The sequence below is a fragment of the Oceanihabitans sp. 2_MG-2023 genome, assembly GCF_030547245.1.
GTDB lineage: Bacteria > Bacteroidota > Bacteroidia > Flavobacteriales > Flavobacteriaceae > Oceanihabitans.
On sequence record NZ_JAUOQT010000006.1, the window covers coordinates 73,839 to 93,229 of the forward strand.

Here is a 19,391-nt window from a genome sequence, read left to right on the forward strand (position 1 = left end):
TCAGGTCAAAAAACTATCTTTGAAACATCTTCAAAAATAAAACATGAACGTACATTTTATAGCTATAGGTGGATCTGCAATGCACAATCTAGCCTTAGCATTACATAACAAAGGGTATCAAGTAACAGGAAGTGATGATACTATTTTTGAGCCTTCAAAATCTAGATTAGCAGCTAAGCAGCTTTTACCAGAAAGCTTTGGTTGGTTTCCAGAAAAAATAACAACAGATTTAGATGCTATTGTTTTAGGAATGCATGCCAAAGCCGATAACCCAGAATTATTGAAAGCACAAGAATCAGGCTTGAAAATTTATAGCTATCCTGAGTTTTTGTACGAGCAATCTAAACAAAAAACCAGAGTTGTAATAGGAGGGAGTCATGGTAAAACAACCATTACCTCTATGATTTTACATGTTATGCATTATCATGATCGTGATGTGGATTATATGGTTGGTGCGCAATTAGAAGGTTTTGATGTCATGGTAAAACTTACCGAAGACAATGATTTTATTGTTTTAGAAGGGGATGAGTATTTAAGTTCACCAATTGATAGAAGACCAAAATTTCATTTATACAAACCTAATATTGCTTTGTTAAGCGGAATTGCTTGGGATCATATTAATGTGTTTCCAACCTATGAAAACTACGTAACCCAGTTCGATATTTTTGTAAATAGTATTGTAAGAGGCGGAAGCATATCTTATAATGAAGAAGATGCTGAGGTAAAAAGAGTAGTAGAAGCTAGTGAAAATACCATTAGAAAACTACCATATCACACTCCAGAATACACAGTAGAAAATGGACAAACACTTTTAGAAACTTCAGAAGGGCCTTTGCCAATAGAAGTTTTTGGAAAACATAATCTTAATAATCTTGCAGGAGCAAAATGGATTTGCCAACACATGGGAATTGACGAAGACGATTTTTATGAAGCTATTTCTACTTTTAAAGGAGCAAGTAAGCGATTAGAAAAAATTGCAGAAAGTAAAAATGCTGTTGCCTTTAAAGATTTTGCACATTCGCCAAGTAAAGTCGAAGCAACAACAAAGGCTGTAAAAGAGCAATATGAAAATAGAACATTAGTTGCTTGTTTAGAATTGCATACCTACTCTAGCTTAAATGCCGAATTTTTAAAAGAATACAAAGGCGCTTTAGATGCAGCAGATGTTGCAGTAGTTTTTTATTCGCCACATGCTGTAGAAATTAAAAAACTAGAAGAAGTTACACAAGCGCAAATTGCCAATGCTTTTCAGCGTGAGGATTTAATTATTTATACCAATCCTGAAGCATTTAAAGACTTCTTGTTTGAACAGAATTTTGATAATACAGCCTTGTTATTAATGAGTTCTGGTAATTATGGAGGTTTAGATTTTGAGGAGGTTAAAAATTTAATAGAATAGCTTTTGCAACATAGCTCATGTTATTTCTATGCTAATAGTATACCGATTATTTAGTCTTCAGCTATTACACGTTTATAAACTCTTTTATTACCTCGAGACTCCAAATTATCATTATCTACAATAGTTAACTCAAAAGTATTTTTATCTATAGCATGTATAATGGATCTAGCTTCATAGTATTTTGCCTTTCTGTTATATTTACTTTCTACATAGGTTACTTGTGTAGTCTTTTCATAAATCAAGCCATCATTATAATACCAGCTAGATTTTGATTGTTTGATAAACATATATTTTTGGCGTAATTGGTATGGTATGGTAGAATGCCTTATAAATTCATAAGTTGTTGTACCGTCTTTTTTTAAATGCCATAAAATTGTAACTTCTATTCCTTCTTCGATTTCATTGGCTTCCCATGTACCATAAAGAAAATTTTTAGGAGGTGGATTTTCTATTTTAGCATACATGTTATAGGTTTTCTCAATGGCATAGGTTCCAAAAGAAAGTACACCAATTACAGTGCCTATTACTGAAATTTTGGTTGGAAGTGTCCACTTTTTCCATTGGGATTTGGTGGGTATAAGTTTTATCATTCAGATTTTGTGTGTATATGGTTGAAAAATAGCTAAGTAACTAAGTTAAGAAATATAAAGGAAATACTTATAATTACTTATTTAGCATACATAGGTTACCATCTGATTGCGTAAAAAAAACAGCAAAATCTTGTATTTATGCTCCAGCATCTGCCAACTTCTTAGTATCTACATATTGCTGAAATCGTGTTATTTTACCATCGTTATTAAGTGTCCAAAAATGCGCCACTTGTGCATTATAGCTTTTACCTGTTTTCTTTACTTTGGCATCATAACGTAAGGTTGCAAAAACTTTATTGTCATGCATGTTATGAAGTTGCACATCTTTCAAATGGAAATATTCATGAACACTACCAAGACGGGCAAATACACCATTTAAAATTGCATCTGGACCAATATATGGATTGCCGCTTGCAAGCGAATTACTTTCGGCTTCATTCCATGTAATATATCCATCCATTAACTCAAGAACCGCAGGCATATCTCCTGTTGCAAAAGCTTTGTAAAGATTGTCTATAACTTGCATGTTTTTTTCGTTTTCCATGATTTTTATGTTTTAACAGGTTGATAGTTAAAAGATTGTGTTGCTAAATTACATTTTTATTCCATAAAGAGAATCCGTATAATCCCGTGTTTTTATACTAATATACTAAAGAGTAAATAGTTGCGTTATGGTCTTGTAAACCAACTAAACCAGAAGCTTATATAGCAGTATTACGTTTTAATTTAATCAATACAAATCCAAACCAAAACCAATTAATTATGAAACGTATTCTATTAACTGTATGCTTTTTTGCCCTTTTCTTTTCGTGTAATTCTGATGATGATAATGCTGGTAGTTCACAAGTAGAAGCTAACTTTTTTGCTTTAACTGTGGGTAATTCTTGGGAATATCGATACTATGATTTTAATACTTCTAATAACAGTTTTGAAGCTAGTACTATTGTAGATAATGTTTCTATTGTTTCCACAGAAGAAATTGAAGGCGAAACTTATTTTAAATTTCGATATTTCACAACAGGAAACGATCTTAATTCCCCATATTATCCAGCAAATGGAGAATCCTTTAGATATTTTAGAGTGGATGCTGAAAATTTAGTCGACGATAGTAATATCATTATTTTTCTTAGAGAAGATCATGAAGAAAGATTAATTGGAAACTTGAACGATCCTATTTTTCAGTATTTAAGATTGGCTGAAGATATGCAAGATCTTACTACAAATGCTGGAGTATTTGATGCATTAGATATGGAATTATATGCAAGAGATGAAGATGGTAATTTATATCCTGGTATTTCCCATTATTACTATGCAGAAGGTATCGGGTTGGTTTTAAATACTGCGACATTTCTTTCTTCTACACAGCATTTTCAGGAAAGACGTTTAGAGTCATATCATATTATTAACTAAAAACGCTCTCCAAAAACATTTGAATACTCTCTTGATTAGCGCGAATCAATTCCGCTTTAGCGTTAGCAGTATCTATCGTTTTTTTGTCTTGTGAGAGTTTAAATTTACCTTCAAAAGTATCTATACTAATTTCAAACATTTTAATATAATCTAGAGCAGCTTCCATTCTAGGGTTGTCTGCTTTAAGTTTGTATTTATGCTTTGGAGCTTCAAGAAATTCTGTCATATGGATTAAAGAATTTTTTAAAGCTTCTTTACTTTCAATAGCTTTAACAGTTCCTTTAATGTGTACTTTTATGTAATTATACGTTGGTAATTGTGTTGTAGTATAAATACTTGGCGAAATATAACAATCTGGCCCTGAAAAAATAATAGTAACCTCGTTATTCGCTTTTAGTAATTTGGTTTGCGGATTGTAAATATCAATATGTCCAATCAATTTACCATCAGATTCCCTGTAAATTAAAGGCAAATGTGTAATGTAAGGTTGGTTGTCTCTTATAGAAATAACAGTAGCCAGAGGATAGGTTTTTATTACTTCTATAATACGAAGTTTGTTATTTTCTTGATGGTGTTTTGGTGGATATTTCAATGAAATGGTAAGTTGTTAACAAGTGGTTATCGAAAATATTCTCTATATTTAATATCTATAAAAATAACAATTAGCAAGCAATATGTCTAATAAATCCACTTCCTTTTCCATAAAAAACTGGAGTCAAGACGATCAGCCAAGAGAAAAACTTCGAGATAAAGGTAAAGCAATATTAAGTGATGCCGAATTAGTTGCGATTATAATTGGTTCTGGCAATAGAGAAGAAAGTGCCGTTGCTTTATGCAAACGTATTTTGGCTAGTGTAGATAACAATTTAAGTGAACTAGGTAAATTATCGCTTCAACAATTGCAGCAATTTAAAGGAATAGGAGAAGCAAAAGCCATAAGTATTACAGCAGCTTTAGAGATAGGAAGAAGGAGAAGAGGAGGTGAAGCTTTGCATAAAATGAAAATTAATTCTAGTATTTCGGTTTTCGAGTTGATGCAACCTGTTATTGGCGAATTACCTCACGAAGAATTTTGGATTGTATATTTAAACAATTCGAATAAGGTCATTCAGAAAAATCAATTAAGTAAAGGCGGAATCACTGGAACTTTAGTCGACGTGCGATTAGCATTAAAAGCAGCTTTAGAAGTTGGTGCAACGGGAATTATCTTAGCTCATAATCATCCTTCAGGAACTTTAAAACCTAGTAATGCCGATATACAACTTACCAATAAACTAAAAACAGCAGCTCAAAGTTTAGATATTAAAGTACTAGACCATCTTATTATAACCGAAAAAGCATATTTTAGCTTTGCAGATGAAAGCATGTTATAACATGTGAAATTCTAAAAGTAAAAAGTTAGATTCCAAAAAATTAAACAGAAACATTTCTTGGTTTATACCAATTGCAGTTGGAATTTGTTATTTTTATTTTTTGGAATTTTCGAGAGCCTATGTTATTAGTATATACACATAAAATTACACCAAGAGTAAAGTATGTTTTTAAACATATTTGTACTAGAATTTTGGGGCTTCCTGTTACATTTACAACTACAATCGAAGAGTTTATTGCACATGATAGTTTAAAAATATCGTACACAAAACAGCCATTAAGTCACGAGATATTTATACGAAGTAATGAGTTGTTGTTTGAACAAGGTTTAAACGATGTAGATATTAATATACAAGATTGGGAAAACACAAAAGGTTTTTTTTCTACAGGAGAAAAAAGTGTCTTGCCCTACGATATTTTTGCAGCATCCTTTTACTTACTTTCTAGATACGAAGAGTATTTACCACATGTAAAAGATGCCTATGGTCGTTTTACTCCAGAAGAGAGTATCGCATATAAACATGGCTTTTTAAAACAACCAATTGTAGATGTTTGGGCATATAAGTTTAAAAGTATACTCCAAGAAAATTATCCAGATTTTGAATTTGAAACCAAAAAATATCAAGTAAAACCTGTTATTGATATTCCGGAAGCATTTAGATTTAAACAAAAAGGTTTAATGCGAAGCATTGGAGGAACACTTAATGAATTAGTGACTTTTAAATTTAAGAGCTTATATGTTAGATTTTCGGTTTTATTTGGGTTAAAGAGAGATCCGTTTGATACTTTTAAATATATTTTAAACAAACAGAAACAATCGGATTTTAAATTTGTTTTTTTCTTTTTAATTGGAGACTATTCTACTTACGATAAGAATATCAATGTAAATAAAACAAAGTTTGTTTCGCTCATTAAACAAGTTTCCGATTATAGTATTGTTGGCTTAAAGGCATCCTTTTTTGCTATATCAAATTTTAAAATACTAAAAAAAGAAAAGGATAAAATGGAAGCAGTAATAAATACATCGTTATTAGCTTCACGAAATTCATTTTCAAAATTAAACCTTCCAGAATCCTATAGAAATTTAGTAGAACTTGAAGTGCCAGAAGATTATACCATGGGATTTGTAAACCATATTGGGTTTAGAGCTGGAACATGTACTCCTTTTTTCTTTTACGATTTAGATTACGAAGTACAAACACCATTAAAAGTGTACCCGTATAATTTATTAGATTATGCTTTGCTAAAAAACAATTCTCTTTTAGATAAAAAGAGAGTGTTAAACCAAATTATTAAAGAAATTAAGCAAGTAAACGGTTGTTTTGTGCCTATTTTTCATAATTATACTTTTAGTGATATGGATAGATGGAAAGGGTTTAAAGAACTTTTTAATATTATTATAGAATCGCCAAACGATGCATAAAAAAATTACAGATATCTTTTTCGATTTAGATCATACCCTTTGGGATTTTGATAAAAACTCTGGTTTAACTTTTTATAAAATCTTCAAAATAAATAAAGTCGATGTAAATGTTTCTCATTTTTTAAAACTCTATGAACCAATAAATTTAAACTATTGGAAACTTTATAGAGACGAAAAAATAGATAAAGAATCTTTACGATTTGCTAGACTTAACGATACTTTTCAAGCGCTTAATATTTCTGTAAATCAAGAATTAATTCATCAGTTATCGAAAGATTACATCACCCATCTCTCTAGTTTTAATCACTTGTTTGAAGGCACTATAGATCTTCTAGAATATCTAAAACCAAAATATAACTTGCATATTATTACTAATGGTTTTCATGAAGTACAACAGCTTAAATTAGAAAAAGCAAAAATTGATAGTTACTTTAAAACGGTAACAAACAGTGAAATGGTTGGTGTGAAAAAACCAAATCCTAAAATATTTAAGCATGCATTGCAATTAGCTAATACAACCAAGCAACAAAGTATTATGATTGGCGATAATTATGAAGCAGATATTCTTGGCGCTTTACATTATGGTATAGACGCTATTTGTTTTAATTATCATAAGGTTTCTTTAGATTCAAAAATAAAAAAAGTGGATAGCTTAACAGAATTAAAAAGCTATTTCTAAATAAAATATCTTAAATTTAGTATCGTTCTTGTTTAAAAGAAATTAATAGATGCTAAAAATTAGAGTAAAAACCCTTTGTTTTTTTTGTGTAGTTGGAGTCTTTCTTTCCAATTGTGTAAGCGATGTTGATTTTACACAAGCTGAAGACTTCGCAATTTCACCAACTTTAGATACTAGTATAATTTACTTTGAAGAACCTGCAAGTTCTTTTATAGACGAAAATGGAGTAGAGCAAACCATTGTTCGTGATTCTGTTACTATCGAGGTCTTTAACGATCCATTTACTGTAGATAATTTAATAAAAGCGACATTTTTATTTGAAGTAACTAATAGCATTAATAGAGCTTATCAAGCACAAATAGCATTTTTAGACGATGTAGATGTAGTACAACATAGTTTTACTATTTCGGTAGATACTTCGCCAACAAACCAAGAAATACTTGTTGAGCATCTTGAAGTTTTTGAAAATGAATCCTTACAAGCCTTAAAACAAACTACAAAACTATTAATTACACTAACTTTATTACCAAGTGCAGATGGCTCCGTTTTAGATGAAAATACATTAGGAATGCTTAAATTTAAATCTAAAGCTACCTTTTATCTACTTATTGATCCCTCTACATGAAAAAAATAAGTTTGCTTTTATTTTTATCGATGTGTTTTGTCGGTTTTGCACAAAACAAACAGCTACTTTATGGCTTTTCTGAAATTCCGCAAAGTCTTCAATTAAATCCTGGAGGACAAATAACTAATGATTGGTATATTGGTATCCCTTTCTTGTCACATATACATGCAAATTTTGGTATGACAGGACTAAGTATTTACGATGTTTTTGCAGATGATGGTACCGATTTTAATACAAAATTAAAAAGCACTATTTACGCAATGAAAGAAACAGATTATTTTGCCTTAAACGAGCAATATGATTTGTTTTCAGGTGGTTTTGCGTTTGGTAATGGATTTATAAAAAATAAGTACCTTTCTTTTGGAATGTATCAAGAAACAAATGCATTTATATATTTCCCTAAAGATTATGCTATTTTAGCTTATGAAGGAAACCATGATAATATTAATAGAATTTTCGATTTAAGCGATTTAAATGTAAGTGCAGAGTTACTTACTGTCTTTCATTTAGGATATAATAAAAAAGTAAATAATAAGTTTACTTATGGTGTTCGAGGAAAAATTTATTCTAGCATATTAGATGTTAAATCCATTAATAATAAAGGCACTTTTGTAACTACAGAAGGAGAAAGTAACTTTTTAAATCACGATTTTATTTTAGATTTAGAATTACAAACTGCAGGTTTGAAGAGTTTTTTAGATGACGAAAATTCAGATATTAGTCAGGATATGAAAACACTTATAAGTAGAGCCTTTTTTGGAGGTAATTTAGGAGTAGGAGTTGATATTGGTTTTACTTATAAACTAACAGAACAATGGACTTTAGAAGCAAGCATACAAGACATTGGTTTTATAAGTTATAAAAAAGATGTTGAGAATTTTAATTTAGATGGAAACTTAACTTACGAAGGTATAAATCCGTTATTTCAAGAATCGGAAGAAGGACAAACAGCCGAAGAATATTGGGATGCAGTAGCAACAGATTTCGAAGACTTATTTCAAGTAGATACTACTTATACGAAATACAAAACAGCAAGACCCATAAAGTTTAATGCTGCCTTACAATATGCATTTGGTAAAAAAAACAATCAAGAATGTAACTGTTTACAAGTAGAAGAAGATTACCAAAATAGAGTAGGAGCCCATTTATTTTTAATGCAAAGACCTAAAAAACCACAAACAGCATTAACAGCATTCTATTACAGAAACCTCTTTTCTAACTTTGGAGTTAAAGCTAGTTATACTCTTGATTCCTATTCTTATACTAATTTAGGATTAGCACTTTCTGCAAATATTAGCGGATTACATTTTTACGTTGCTGCAGATAATTTATTAAAATATCAAAACCTAGCAAAAGCACAAAGTGTATCTTTGCAATTGGGATTTAATTATATATTTAAAAACAATGAAAAATAAAATCATCTTATTATTAATAATTTCAGTATTTACATTTAATAATGTAAAAGCGCAAACTAATATTAACAATTACAAATATGTGATTGTTCCAAATACATTCGATTTTTTAAAAGAACCAGACCAATACCGTTTAAATACACTTACTAAGCTTCTATTTCAAAAGTATGGTTTTACAAGTATGATGGAAGAAGATATATTACCAGATGATGCGATTTCAAATAACTGTCTTGCATTACATGCTAATGTATTAAGAGAACCTGGCGTTTTTAATTCTAAATTAAAAATACAACTTAAAGACTGTAAGAATAATATTGTTTTTACTAGTAATATTGGTAAGTCTAAAGAGAAAAGTTACGATGTTGCTTACAATTTAGCTTTGCGAGAGGCATTTAAATCTTTTGATACTTTTAAGTATCAATACGAAGAAAGTGAAACTATTTTGGCGTATGCTAAAAAGGATAAAGAACAAAATCAATCTGAAATTGAAAAATTAAAAGAAGAAATTAAAACTTTAAAAGAAGAAAAAGTAGCTGTAATAGAAGCGCCTAAAGAAATAGAAGAAGTAAAAGAAGTAAAAGAAGTAAAAAAAGTAAAAGAAGTTGTTCAAGCGAAATCCGAAGAAAAAGAAAGCATAGCATTAGTTAAATCTGTAGAACAAGAAAAGGAAAATTCAACTATTTTATATGCCCAAAAAATTGCGACTGGTTTTCAATTAGTAGATAGTACTCCAAATGTAGTTTATAAAATTAGAAAAACAGGAATGCCTAATGTTTACGTTGTGGAAGGTAAAGAGACTATACTCTATGTATTAGATAACAATTGGGTTATAGAGTATTATGAAAACAATACGCTTAAAACAAAAAAACTAAATATTAAGTTTTAGATATACTAACAACTAATAACCATATTTATCTTTCCATCGTTGTTTTAAAAACTCTCTATGTGCATTTTCTCTAGCGTTATTACTAGGATCATATAGTTTTGTGTTTTTAATTTCGTCAGGTAAGAACTCTTGTTTCGTGAAATTATTCTCGTAGTTATGTGCATATTTATAATTGTCTCCATAACCTAATTCTTTCATTAATTTGGTTGGTGCATTTCTTATTTCTAAAGGCACAGACAAATCACCAGTTTCTCTAACTAATTGTTGTGCTTTACCAATAGCTTGATATGCAGCATTACTTTTAGGAGAGCAAGCTAAATACGTTGCGCATTGGCTTAAAATAATTCTAGATTCTGGATAGCCAATAGTAGTAACAGCCTGAAATGTATTATTAGCTATAACTAATGCTGTCGGATTTGCATTTCCAATATCTTCACTGGCAGCAATTAATAATCGTCTAGCAATAAATTTTACATCTTCACCACCTTCAATCATTCTCGCTAACCAATAAACAGCCCCATTAGGATCACTACCTCGAATAGATTTAATAAATGCCGAAATAATATCATAGTGTTGTTCTCCTGTTTTATCGTAACGTACGGTATTGTTTTGTACTTTTTCTAAAACACTGTCGTTAGTAATTATAATTTTGTCGCTTTCTTCTGCATTTACAAGTAATTCGAAAATATTCAATAGTTTTCTTGCATCACCTCCTGATAGCTTCAATAGCGCATCTGTTTCCTTAAGTGTTATGTTTTTTTTAGAAATGTATTCATCTTTATCTATTGCACGCTTTAAAAGTGTTTCTAAATCGTTTTTATCAAATGCTTTTAAAATATAAACTTGACAGCGTGACAAAAGCGCAGATATAACTTCAAAACTAGGATTTTCTGTGGTTGCTCCAATTAATGTTATCCATCCTTTTTCTACAGCTTGTAATAAGGAATCTTGTTGCGATTTGCTAAACCTATGGATTTCGTCAATAAATAAAATGGGGTTTTTTGTAGTGAATAATCCACCACTTTGTTTCGCTTTTTCAATAACTTCTCGTACCTCTTTAACACCAGAGTTTATTGCGCTCAAGGTATAAAAAGGTCTTCCAGATTCATTAGCAATAATGTTAGCAAGAGTTGTTTTTCCAATTCCTGGTGGTCCCCAAAGAATTAATGAAGGTATCAAGCCAAGCTTTATTTGTTTGGTTAACGTACCATTTTCTCCAATTAAATGGGATTGACTAATATAGTCTTCTAAAGATTTTGGCCTTAAACGTTCTGCTAATGGTTCATTCATAATTGTAAAATTAATACATTCTTGTCAAGTCTTTAATTATATTCTATTTAAATTTTAATAGCAATATGACAATTTATCATTCTATAACAAAATGGATAGTAAATTGCTATCTTTAAAATATGCAAGATCAATTTAAATTTACAACCGGAGTTTTGGGGTATCCAATCGCATTTGTTTTATTGCTTTGGATTGTCTTTTGGTTTGAAATACGTTTCCATGTAAATTTAAATAGTCATGGTATTTACCCTAAAAGATTCTCTGGATTGCAAGGCGTGTTATTTAGCCCATTTATTCATTCCGGAATAAAACATTTGTATTCTAATACCATTCCGTTATTTATATTATCTACAGCACTGTTTTATTTCTATAGACCAATTGCTTGGAAAGTTTTGATTTATGGTATTTTAATTTCGGGGTTCTTAACTTGGTGTATTGGAAGACCTTCTTATCATATTGGTGCTAGCGGACTCATTTATGTTTTAGTTAGTTTTACTTTTTTTAAAGGAATCTTAGCCAAACATTTTAGATTAATTGCACTTTCATTATTGGTTATCTTTCTTTACGGAAGCATGGTTTGGTATACTATGCCAATAGAAGAAGGCATCTCTTGGGAAGGACATTTGTCTGGTTTAGTAACCGGTTTCGTTTTTGCTGTTGCTTTTAGGAAAGAAATAGCAAAACCTAAAAAATATGCTTGGGAGCAAAAAGATTTTAAGGAAGAAGAAGATGCTTTTTTAAAGCATTTTGATGAAAATGGAAACTTTGTAGCATCCATAGAAAATGAAATAGAAGCAGAAGGGCAATCTAATACCGATGTATCTAATACGGAAACAACACTACAGATTAATTATACCTTTAAAGAAAACAAAGAGTAGTTTTCCTAATTTATAAACGTTGTCTAATAGCTTCATATAAAAAAGCGCCACAAGCAACCGAAACATTTAAAGATTCAATTTCACCAAGTAATGGAAGTTTTGCTTTAGCATCTGCTAATTTTAAAACGGAAGGATTAATACCACGACCTTCGCTTCCCATTATTATAGCGCAAGGTTCTTTAAAAGAAACATCGAATATAGTATTCTCGGTTTTTTCTGTAGCTGCAATTACTTTTATGCCCGAAGCTTGTAAATAAAACATAGCATCTTTAATATGATCTACTTTACAAATAGGAATCTTAAATACTGCTCCAGCACTAGTTTTAATGGTATCTCCATTTACAGGAGCACTTCCACTTTTTTGAATAATTATCCCATCAACTCCAGTACATTCTGCGGTTCTTATTATAGCTCCAAAATTACGTACATCACTTAATTGATCTAAAAGTAAAAATAGTGGTGTTTTTCCAGATTCTATCACGTTTAGAACAAGATTTTCAATGTCATAAAATGCAATTGGTGAAATTTGAGCAACAACACCTTGATGGTTGTTTTTAGTAAATCGGTTTAATTTTTCAACGGGTACATAAGAAGTATTTATTCCTTGTTTTCTAATTAAAGTTTCTAATTCATGCGATAACTCTCCTTTAAGTCCCTTTTGAATAAAAACTTTATCAATAGCTTTTTCTGCATTTATTGCTTCAATAACTGCTCTTATACCAAATATTTGTGTGCTGTTTTCCATTGGTGTAAAGGTATAAAAAATCCACATCAACAGAAGATGTTTTTTTTAAGATATATTTTTAGTTTTTATGATGAAGTAATCGATTAATTTATACCATATAACACTTCTAATTTTACAATAATTATTGTATTAATTTTGTAACCCTTTACAATTAATTAGTAATAGGTAAACTAGTCTTACAGAAATTGTTTTATATAGTATGCTTTCTCTATTTAAATAAAAAAACCACCTCTATGAGGTGGTTTTAAGTTATAAATAAATCTACTTTATATTATAAAGAAGATAATGTATAGTTGTAACCATTAGAAACTTCCATGATTGCCATTGCAGTTAAGAATGAAAAATCTGTTGCTCCAGCTAAATTTAATGTGTGCTCACTATTTGTAAGTGTACCACTACCAAAAAATTCTTGAGAGTAATCTAAAGTTAAAGGAATAGTATCCGTAAATCCTAATCCACTTAGAGGATTCTCATATAAATCAGCTAATAGGAAATAAGATCCATCTGCTAAACCAGAAACACTTCCACTTTCTGGACAGTCAGCAGTTCCAGCAATATAACCAAGAAGGTTACCAACACCATCTGCTAAAAGTAAATCGTAATCTACATCGCAAATAGAACTTAGAGCTAAATCTCCACTTTCAAATTCACCATCCCAAGATAAAGTTAAATCTAACACGTCGTTAATGAAATCATTCTCTATATCAACATTTAATTCATAAGAAGATACAGATACGTTAGGGCCATTTTCACCAGTTAAAACTAATGTTTCATTACCTTCAGCATCACCAGTTTTGTTAATTTCAATATCTACAGTTGCAGATGTTTGTAACGCAGGAATAATTAATTCATCCATTGTAAAATCATCAGCATCAGCTGTACTTGAACTTGCTATTTTAATTGGCACTCTTACTGAAATATTAACTGGCTCTGCAATGGTTGCAGTTAAAGTAACTACAGGTAATGCATCAGGATCTATAAGTGACTCATCGATTACAGTATTATTCATTGTACTAGATAAAGTAACTTGAGTAGTAGAAAACTCTAAGATAGAGTCTCCTGTATTATCATCACTATCACAAGCAGTAAAAATAACACCTGTACATAAAAGTAATGTAATGTTTTTAAGTATTTTATTCATTTTATTCATTTTGTTTATTTTACTGTTTAACATATGTAGAAGTGTACTCATTATTACCAGCATCAAAAGTAACTGTGTAAATAGCAACAATATCTCCATTAGCTTGAACCATACCATCAGCATGACTAAATACATCATTACCATAGAATCCTTGAGCTAATTTTTGCTCAGGAACAGTAATAGTATTACAAGTATCTTGGAAATTATAACCTTGTGTCGCTGCAGGAGCTACACCTAAACCACCTAAAACCCAAGTTCCAGTAGTTGCAGCATAATAATATCCAGGAGATACTTCTACTATTTGCTCAATTCCTTGTGGTCTAATAAAACCAGAAGTATTGTTTAAAGTAGTAACATCGTATGTACCAGATAAATCAGAAGCACAGTTAACAATAACAGAGAAGGTACCTAATGCATCATTGAAATAAGCAATAGATCCATCTGTTTTAAATAATTTTACTCTAAAAGTAAATTCATCACCAATACGAATGCTTTCTGAAGCTAAAGTTAAGCCAGAAGTATAATCAGCAATACTAGAATAAATTAGATTGAAAGGTAAAGTTGTTGTTTCTGCTGCAATAACCTCGTCGCTAACCGCATCCCCAGAAGTATGCGTCTTTACTATTTGAATTTTTTCTACTCCTTCAAGAGTTCCGAATTCTAATTTTAAATCGAAATCTAAGTCTGTAACAGTAAAATCAATACTAGCATCACTTAAGTCTGCTCCAGATTCAGGAATACCTAAAATTACTCCCGAAGAATCGTTGTTGTCTACTAAAAATCCAGCTGTACTTGAAGCTGTAATAGATTCAGAATCATCCGAATCACAACTAAACACTAAAAGTGTAATAGTTAATATTTTAAATATGTTTTTTAAATTTTTCATTTTTTCTTTTTTTTAGATTATTGCCAGAATAATGTAGAAGTTAATTCATCACCATTATTTAATGTAGCAGTAGCTGCTTCATAACTTGATTGGTTTAATGAAACTTCAGTAGTAGGATAATATAAACGTGTTGGAATTGTTGGGATATCACCTTCAACAGCTGGTGTTAAAGCAGGTACACCTGTTCTTCTCCATTCTGTCCATGATTCAAATCCTTGACCAAATAGAGAAATCCATACTTGTGTAGCGATTTTTTGTCTAGCATCTGCTTGACCAGTTAAACTAATTCCAGCTGCATAGGTTGCACCATCTCCAAGTCCGTTAAATTCGAAACTAGCAATGATACCTTCGTCCATATACATTTTAGCAGCAGTTAATCCACCACCAATTTTACCTTCATTAGCAGCTTCAGCCATTAACAATTTTAATTGAGAATGAGAAAGCATTACACCAGGTAAAGTAGGATCTAAATAAAAATCACCTAAAGGACTAATGTTTCCATAAGTATATCCTAAAGCATCGTTAGGTAAATCACTGTAACCTGCTGGTTTTCCAACAATGTTACCATCTGCATTTTCACCTGCATAAACTGCTAGTCTAGAATCGCTTAATCCAGAAAGGATATCTACAACTGGAGAACAAATCTTGTATTCAGATCTGTTACCATCTACAATAGTTTCATAAATTGGATTAGCATCCGGTGCTATAGCATTATAAATTATTTGAGCACTGTCGGCATTTGAAGTAAACATTTTACCTTCAGTCACTAGAGCTTGTAATTCTGCAGCAGAACCATTAGAACGCATTAAAACTTTAAACTTTAAAGAGTTTCCAAATTTTTCCCATTTAGTTACATCTCCTGCATATAATAAATCAGAAGAGGCAGTAACATCACCAGAGCCAAATAAAGCATCTGCTTGGTTTAACATTGCAATAATACCTGCATATACTTCTTGAGAAGTACTATAAGCTGGTTGTTCAATTGCACTATCTAAAGCTTCAGCAAATGGTACAGGACCATATAAGTCTGTTAATAATTGAAATGCATTAGCTTGTAAAATTAATGAAATTGCTTGTAAGTTAGAATTACCTTCAGCTTCTGCTAATTCATACATTGATTTAGCATCACTCAATACATCTGCATATAGAGAATTCCATAAAGCATCTATATTACCACGTCTAGGAGAATAACGAGCTTCGTCGTTATACTGAACTTTAGACCAGTGTTGTGCCCAACATTCACCCATATCTCCTCCAATTTGAGCATTATAAATGATGTTTTGGTTCACTCTAATTATATTTCCTAATAATAAATGTGCAGGAATCTCTGTCGCATTATCAGGATCTGTATTTACTTCTTCAAAGTCTTTATCACAGCTAGCAATAACTAAGGATAAAAATAGAAGAAAAATTATTTTTGTATTTTTCATGTTTTATTTTTTTAAAATGATAAGTTTACATTAAAGCCTATTGAACGAGCAGATGGGATTTGACCAAATTCTTGTCCTTGCTCTCCGTTAGCACTACTGAAACCAGTTTCAGGATCTATATGAGGAACATTAGAATATAATAAAGCTAAGTTTCTACCTACAACTGCAAATCTAGCATTTGTAATAAAAGTGTTCTTCAATAAATTAGCAGGTAATGAATACCCTAAAGAAACAGATCTTAATTTAACGTAAGAAGCATCGAAAATTGAACTTTCTTCTACACCGTTACCAAAAGCTCTTTGGTTAAAAGCTTTAGCAGGAGCAACAACATTATTTGTTACATATCCTCCGTTACCGTCAGACATAACTCCGTTACCAATGATTCCAGTTTCTCTTCCTACAAGAGTTTCTTCTAATACACCTGCGTATCTACCCCAAGCGTAAGACATACTATGTAAATCTCCACCAATTTTAGCATCAATTAAAGTACTTAATGTAATACCTTTGTACTCCATATTTAAGCTGAAACCACCTGTCCAATCTGGAGCGATATCACCTAATACTTTATATTCTTGATCTATAACAGGTAAACCGTTTTCATAAATTACTTGTCCATCGTCATTTCTTTCAAAATCTCTTCCTACAAGAACACCATAAGCTTCTCCAGTTCTAGCTTCTAATCTAGCACCCCATTGACCACCTAGGATATAAGAATCAAGTCCTCCTAAAGAGATAACTTCGTTCTTGTTTTTAGCCCAGTTTAAATCAACTCCTAACTTAAAGTTATCATTGTCAATAATAGAAGCTCCTAAAGATAATTCGATTCCTTTATTAGACATTTCACCAGCATTTTTCCAAGCACTTGTTTGCCCTGTAGAAGCTGATAATTGAATAGGTAAGATTAAGTCTTCACTTAACTGATCGTAATATGTTGCACTAAATTTAATTTTACTTTTAAACATTCTTAAGTCTAAACCAGCTTCAAAACCAGTTACAGATTCAGGAGTTAAATCATCATTAAACCTTGTGTTAGGTGTAGATGCTAAATTTCCAAAAGCATTATTTGTTAAAGAATAAGTTTGGTTTAAGCTGTATGGTGTTAATGCACCAGTACTACCTACTTTAGACCAACCACCTCTTAATTTTAGGTAATCTATTTTAGCACCTTCTAAATCTACCATATCAGATACAATAGCAGATAAAGAAACAGAAGGGTAGAAGAATGAGTTGTTATCAGAAGGTAAAACTGAAGCCCAGTCATTTCTTCCAGAGAATTCTACAAATAAATAATCTTTATATCCAATAGAACCAAAACCATATACACTATTAATACGTCTGTTACTAGTTGTATTAAAATAAGTTGGAGTTGCACCAGTTTGAATATTAGATAAGTTATATAATCCAGGTAACTCTAATTGAGCAGCTTCACCAATTAAAGAAGAATAATTTCTTTTCATTCCGTTGGTACCTGCGTTTAGAGAAAAGCTAAAGTTTTCTGATAAATCTGTGTTATAAGATAATAATAACTCAATATTAGTTTCGTCATAATCTCTTTTGAATTCAGCATAATAACCATCAGGATTTTCGTTAGATCCTTGCGCTTTTATTCTTTTTTCAGATTGAGAATATTGATCTCTACTATATTTTGTTGTAACAGAAAATTTATCGTTAAAATCATAAGTAAAGAAAATATTACCAACAAAACGATTTTTATCAAAAGTGTTTCTGTTGTTTTCTAATACCCAGTAAGGATTGTTTTGGAAATTTGCATTCCAGCTTAAAGGTGTTCCTTCTGCTGCTGTACCTGCTGCTGCTAATGGTAAATTTCTCCAATCTTTTAAATCTGAAAAATTAACTTGTCTTGCAGACCAAATAAATTGTTGCATTGGGTTTTCATTAGTATAACCACCAATTGGTAAATTATCACTTACTGTATTAATATAACTTACAGACATTCCAGCATGGAATTTTTTTCCTAAATCCATTTTACCATTAAAACCTAGATTTAATCTGTTTAATTCTGTAAAAGGAACCATACCATCTTGTTCCGATTTACCTAAAGAAAATCTCATAGACCCTTTTTGACCACCTGATGTTACAGTAATACTGTTGCTTAAAGCTACACCTGTATCAAAAAAGTCTTTAACGTTATCTGGATGCGATACCCATGGTAAAGCTTGACCTCCATTTAACTGAGAATCCCATTGGATAAATTCTAATCCTGCATCTAAAGCTGGACCCCAACTTTCATCAACACCATCATTAACACCACCATTAGCACCATCAACAAATTCGAAATAGTAAGGATCTGCTCCTTGACCATATGAATTTTGGTAATCTGGTAATCTTAAAGGATTAGAGAAAGTTGCATTTGAATTTATATTAACAGAAAAAGAACCATCTTTATTGCTTCCTGATTTTGTTGTAATAACAATAACTCCATTTGCACCACGAACACCATATAATGCAGCTGCATTTGGTCCCTTTAATACAGAAATAGATTCAATGTCATCTGCGTTAATATCAGAAGCTCCATTTGGTAAATCAGCTCCACCTGAAGAACCCGCACCACTATAAGATGAGTTATCTAATGGCACACCATCAACAACAAATAAAGGTTGGTTGTTACCTGTAATCGTAGAGTTACCTCTAAGTACAATTCTAGAAGAAGCACCTACACTACCTGAACTATTTGTAACTTGGATACCTGCAGCTTTACCAGAAAGTGCATTTACTAAGTTACCTTCTCTAGCTTCAGTAAGACCTTCACCGTCTACTTTTTGAACAGAGTAACCAATTGCTTTCTCTTCCTTCTTAATACCAAGAGCTGTTACAACAACTTCGTCTAAAGTATTGTCAGGTTGTAAAGAAACATCCACTTTACTGGAAGCTCCTACAGATTGAGTTTGGTTTGCGTAACCAACATAACTAAAAATTAAAACATCTCCTTGTTTTGCTGTAATTGAATAATTACCATCAAAATCGGTTGATGTCCCAGTAGTAGTTCCTTGAATAATTACTGTTGCCGTTGGAAGAGGCAACCCGTTTTCATCAGAAACTGTTCCTGAAATTGTTTTTTCTTGTGCAAACGTAAATTGCACAACAAACGCCAGTAATAGCGTTAAAATTCCACTAAACTTTGTTTTCATTTTATATTTTATTTGAATTAGTCTATGCCAAAAATCATAATAAAAAGTTAATAAAACAATAATAATTGGTTAAAATTTTG

Annotated in this window: 18 protein-coding genes; 9 read left to right on the plus strand and 9 right to left on the minus strand. The window is 31.2% G+C overall.

Annotated elements, in window-relative coordinates; genetic code table 11:
* The first annotated feature begins 43 nt into the window (after positions 1-43).
* Positions 44-1,399: a UDP-N-acetylmuramate--L-alanine ligase gene (gene murC / locus Q4512_RS13015; RefSeq protein ID WP_303425451.1), complete on the plus strand. Its 1,356-nt coding sequence runs from the start codon at positions 44-46 to the stop codon at positions 1,397-1,399.
* Between the two features lie 50 nt (positions 1,400-1,449).
* On the opposite strand, the gene Q4512_RS13020 is transcribed toward murC, so the two are convergent.
* Both Q4512_RS13020 and Q4512_RS13025 read right to left on the minus strand, forming a co-directional pair.
* Positions 1,450-1,989 carry a hypothetical protein gene (locus Q4512_RS13020; RefSeq protein WP_303425454.1) on the minus strand — a complete coding sequence of 180 codons (540 nt, stop codon included), beginning with the start codon at positions 1,987-1,989 and terminating at the stop codon, positions 1,450-1,452.
* Positions 1,990-2,125: 136 nt separating this feature from the next.
* Complete coding sequence (locus Q4512_RS13025) at positions 2,126-2,533, minus strand: nuclear transport factor 2 family protein (RefSeq protein ID WP_303425456.1); 408 nt, start codon at positions 2,531-2,533, stop codon at positions 2,126-2,128.
* A 218-nt stretch (positions 2,534-2,751) separates the two neighbouring features.
* On the opposite strand from Q4512_RS13025, the gene Q4512_RS13030 reads away from it, so the two are divergent.
* Positions 2,752-3,399 carry a hypothetical protein gene (locus tag Q4512_RS13030; protein ID WP_303425458.1) on the plus strand — a complete coding sequence of 216 codons (648 nt, stop codon included), beginning with the start codon at positions 2,752-2,754 and terminating at the stop codon, positions 3,397-3,399.
* Here Q4512_RS13030 and Q4512_RS13035 read toward each other — a convergent pair.
* Positions 3,392-3,991 carry an FMN-binding negative transcriptional regulator gene (locus tag Q4512_RS13035; RefSeq protein WP_303425460.1) on the minus strand — a complete coding sequence of 200 codons (600 nt, stop codon included), beginning with the start codon at positions 3,989-3,991 and terminating at the stop codon, positions 3,392-3,394. The two genes, Q4512_RS13030 and Q4512_RS13035, sit on opposite strands and share 8 nt — an antisense overlap.
* An 82-nt stretch (positions 3,992-4,073) precedes the next feature.
* Between Q4512_RS13035 and radC the strand changes: the two genes are divergently transcribed.
* The 6 genes from radC (at position 4,074) to Q4512_RS13065 (ending at position 9,795) form a co-directional block, all read left to right on the plus strand.
* Positions 4,074-4,772, plus strand: a complete 699-nt coding sequence (gene radC / locus Q4512_RS13040; protein WP_303425463.1) for a DNA repair protein RadC — start codon at positions 4,074-4,076, stop codon at positions 4,770-4,772.
* Between the two features lie 119 nt (positions 4,773-4,891).
* Entirely contained in the window at positions 4,892-6,193 is a 1,302-nt protein-coding gene (locus Q4512_RS13045; RefSeq protein WP_303425466.1) for a polysaccharide deacetylase family protein, read from the plus strand.
* Positions 6,186-6,872 carry a YjjG family noncanonical pyrimidine nucleotidase gene (locus tag Q4512_RS13050; RefSeq protein WP_303425468.1) on the plus strand — a complete coding sequence of 229 codons (687 nt, stop codon included), beginning with the start codon at positions 6,186-6,188 and terminating at the stop codon, positions 6,870-6,872. Before Q4512_RS13045 ends, Q4512_RS13050 begins: the two co-directional genes overlap by 8 nt.
* Before the next feature lie 49 nt (positions 6,873-6,921).
* A complete protein-coding gene (locus Q4512_RS13055) occupies positions 6,922-7,497 on the plus strand; it encodes a hypothetical protein (RefSeq protein ID WP_303425471.1) in 576 nt (191 codons plus the stop codon).
* Positions 7,494-8,912 carry a DUF5723 family protein gene (locus tag Q4512_RS13060; RefSeq protein ID WP_303425474.1) on the plus strand — a complete coding sequence of 473 codons (1,419 nt, stop codon included), beginning with the start codon at positions 7,494-7,496 and terminating at the stop codon, positions 8,910-8,912. Before Q4512_RS13055 ends, Q4512_RS13060 begins: the two co-directional genes overlap by 4 nt.
* Complete coding sequence (locus tag Q4512_RS13065) at positions 8,902-9,795, plus strand: hypothetical protein (protein ID WP_303425477.1); 894 nt, start codon at positions 8,902-8,904, stop codon at positions 9,793-9,795. Before Q4512_RS13060 ends, Q4512_RS13065 begins: the two co-directional genes overlap by 11 nt.
* A gap of 12 nt (positions 9,796-9,807) precedes the next feature.
* Here Q4512_RS13065 and Q4512_RS13070 read toward each other — a convergent pair whose 3' ends face one another.
* On the minus strand, positions 9,808-11,085 hold the full coding sequence (locus Q4512_RS13070; RefSeq protein ID WP_303425480.1) for a replication-associated recombination protein A: 1,278 nt from the start codon (positions 11,083-11,085) through the stop codon (positions 9,808-9,810).
* Positions 11,086-11,204: 119 nt separating this feature from the next.
* On the opposite strand from Q4512_RS13070, the gene Q4512_RS13075 reads away from it, so the two are divergent.
* The gene (locus Q4512_RS13075; RefSeq protein ID WP_303425483.1) at positions 11,205-11,960 is read left to right on the plus strand and encodes a rhomboid family intramembrane serine protease; all 756 of its coding nucleotides are present in this window, start codon (positions 11,205-11,207) and stop codon (positions 11,958-11,960) included.
* Between the two features lie 10 nt (positions 11,961-11,970).
* Here the strand turns inward: Q4512_RS13075 and rlmB are convergent, their stop codons facing one another.
* The 5 genes from rlmB to Q4512_RS13100 all read right to left on the minus strand — a co-directional run bounded on the left by rlmB (position 11,971) and on the right by Q4512_RS13100 (position 19,311).
* Positions 11,971-12,705 carry a 23S rRNA (guanosine(2251)-2'-O)-methyltransferase RlmB gene (rlmB, locus tag Q4512_RS13080; protein ID WP_303425631.1) on the minus strand — a complete coding sequence of 245 codons (735 nt, stop codon included), beginning with the start codon at positions 12,703-12,705 and terminating at the stop codon, positions 11,971-11,973.
* Between the two features lie 271 nt (positions 12,706-12,976).
* Positions 12,977-13,846 (minus strand): hypothetical protein, encoded by an 870-nt coding sequence (locus Q4512_RS13085; RefSeq protein WP_303425485.1) that lies wholly within the window; start codon positions 13,844-13,846, stop codon positions 12,977-12,979.
* 19 nt (positions 13,847-13,865) lie between these two features.
* On the minus strand, positions 13,866-14,732 hold the full coding sequence (locus Q4512_RS13090; protein ID WP_303425487.1) for a hypothetical protein: 867 nt from the start codon (positions 14,730-14,732) through the stop codon (positions 13,866-13,868).
* Positions 14,733-14,749: 17 nt separating this feature from the next.
* Entirely contained in the window at positions 14,750-16,162 is a 1,413-nt protein-coding gene (locus Q4512_RS13095) for a SusD/RagB family nutrient-binding outer membrane lipoprotein (protein WP_303425489.1), read from the minus strand.
* Between the two features lie 11 nt (positions 16,163-16,173).
* On the minus strand, positions 16,174-19,311 hold the full coding sequence (locus tag Q4512_RS13100) for a SusC/RagA family TonB-linked outer membrane protein (RefSeq protein ID WP_303425491.1): 3,138 nt from the start codon (positions 19,309-19,311) through the stop codon (positions 16,174-16,176).
* Positions 19,312-19,391: the final 80 nt, after the last annotated feature.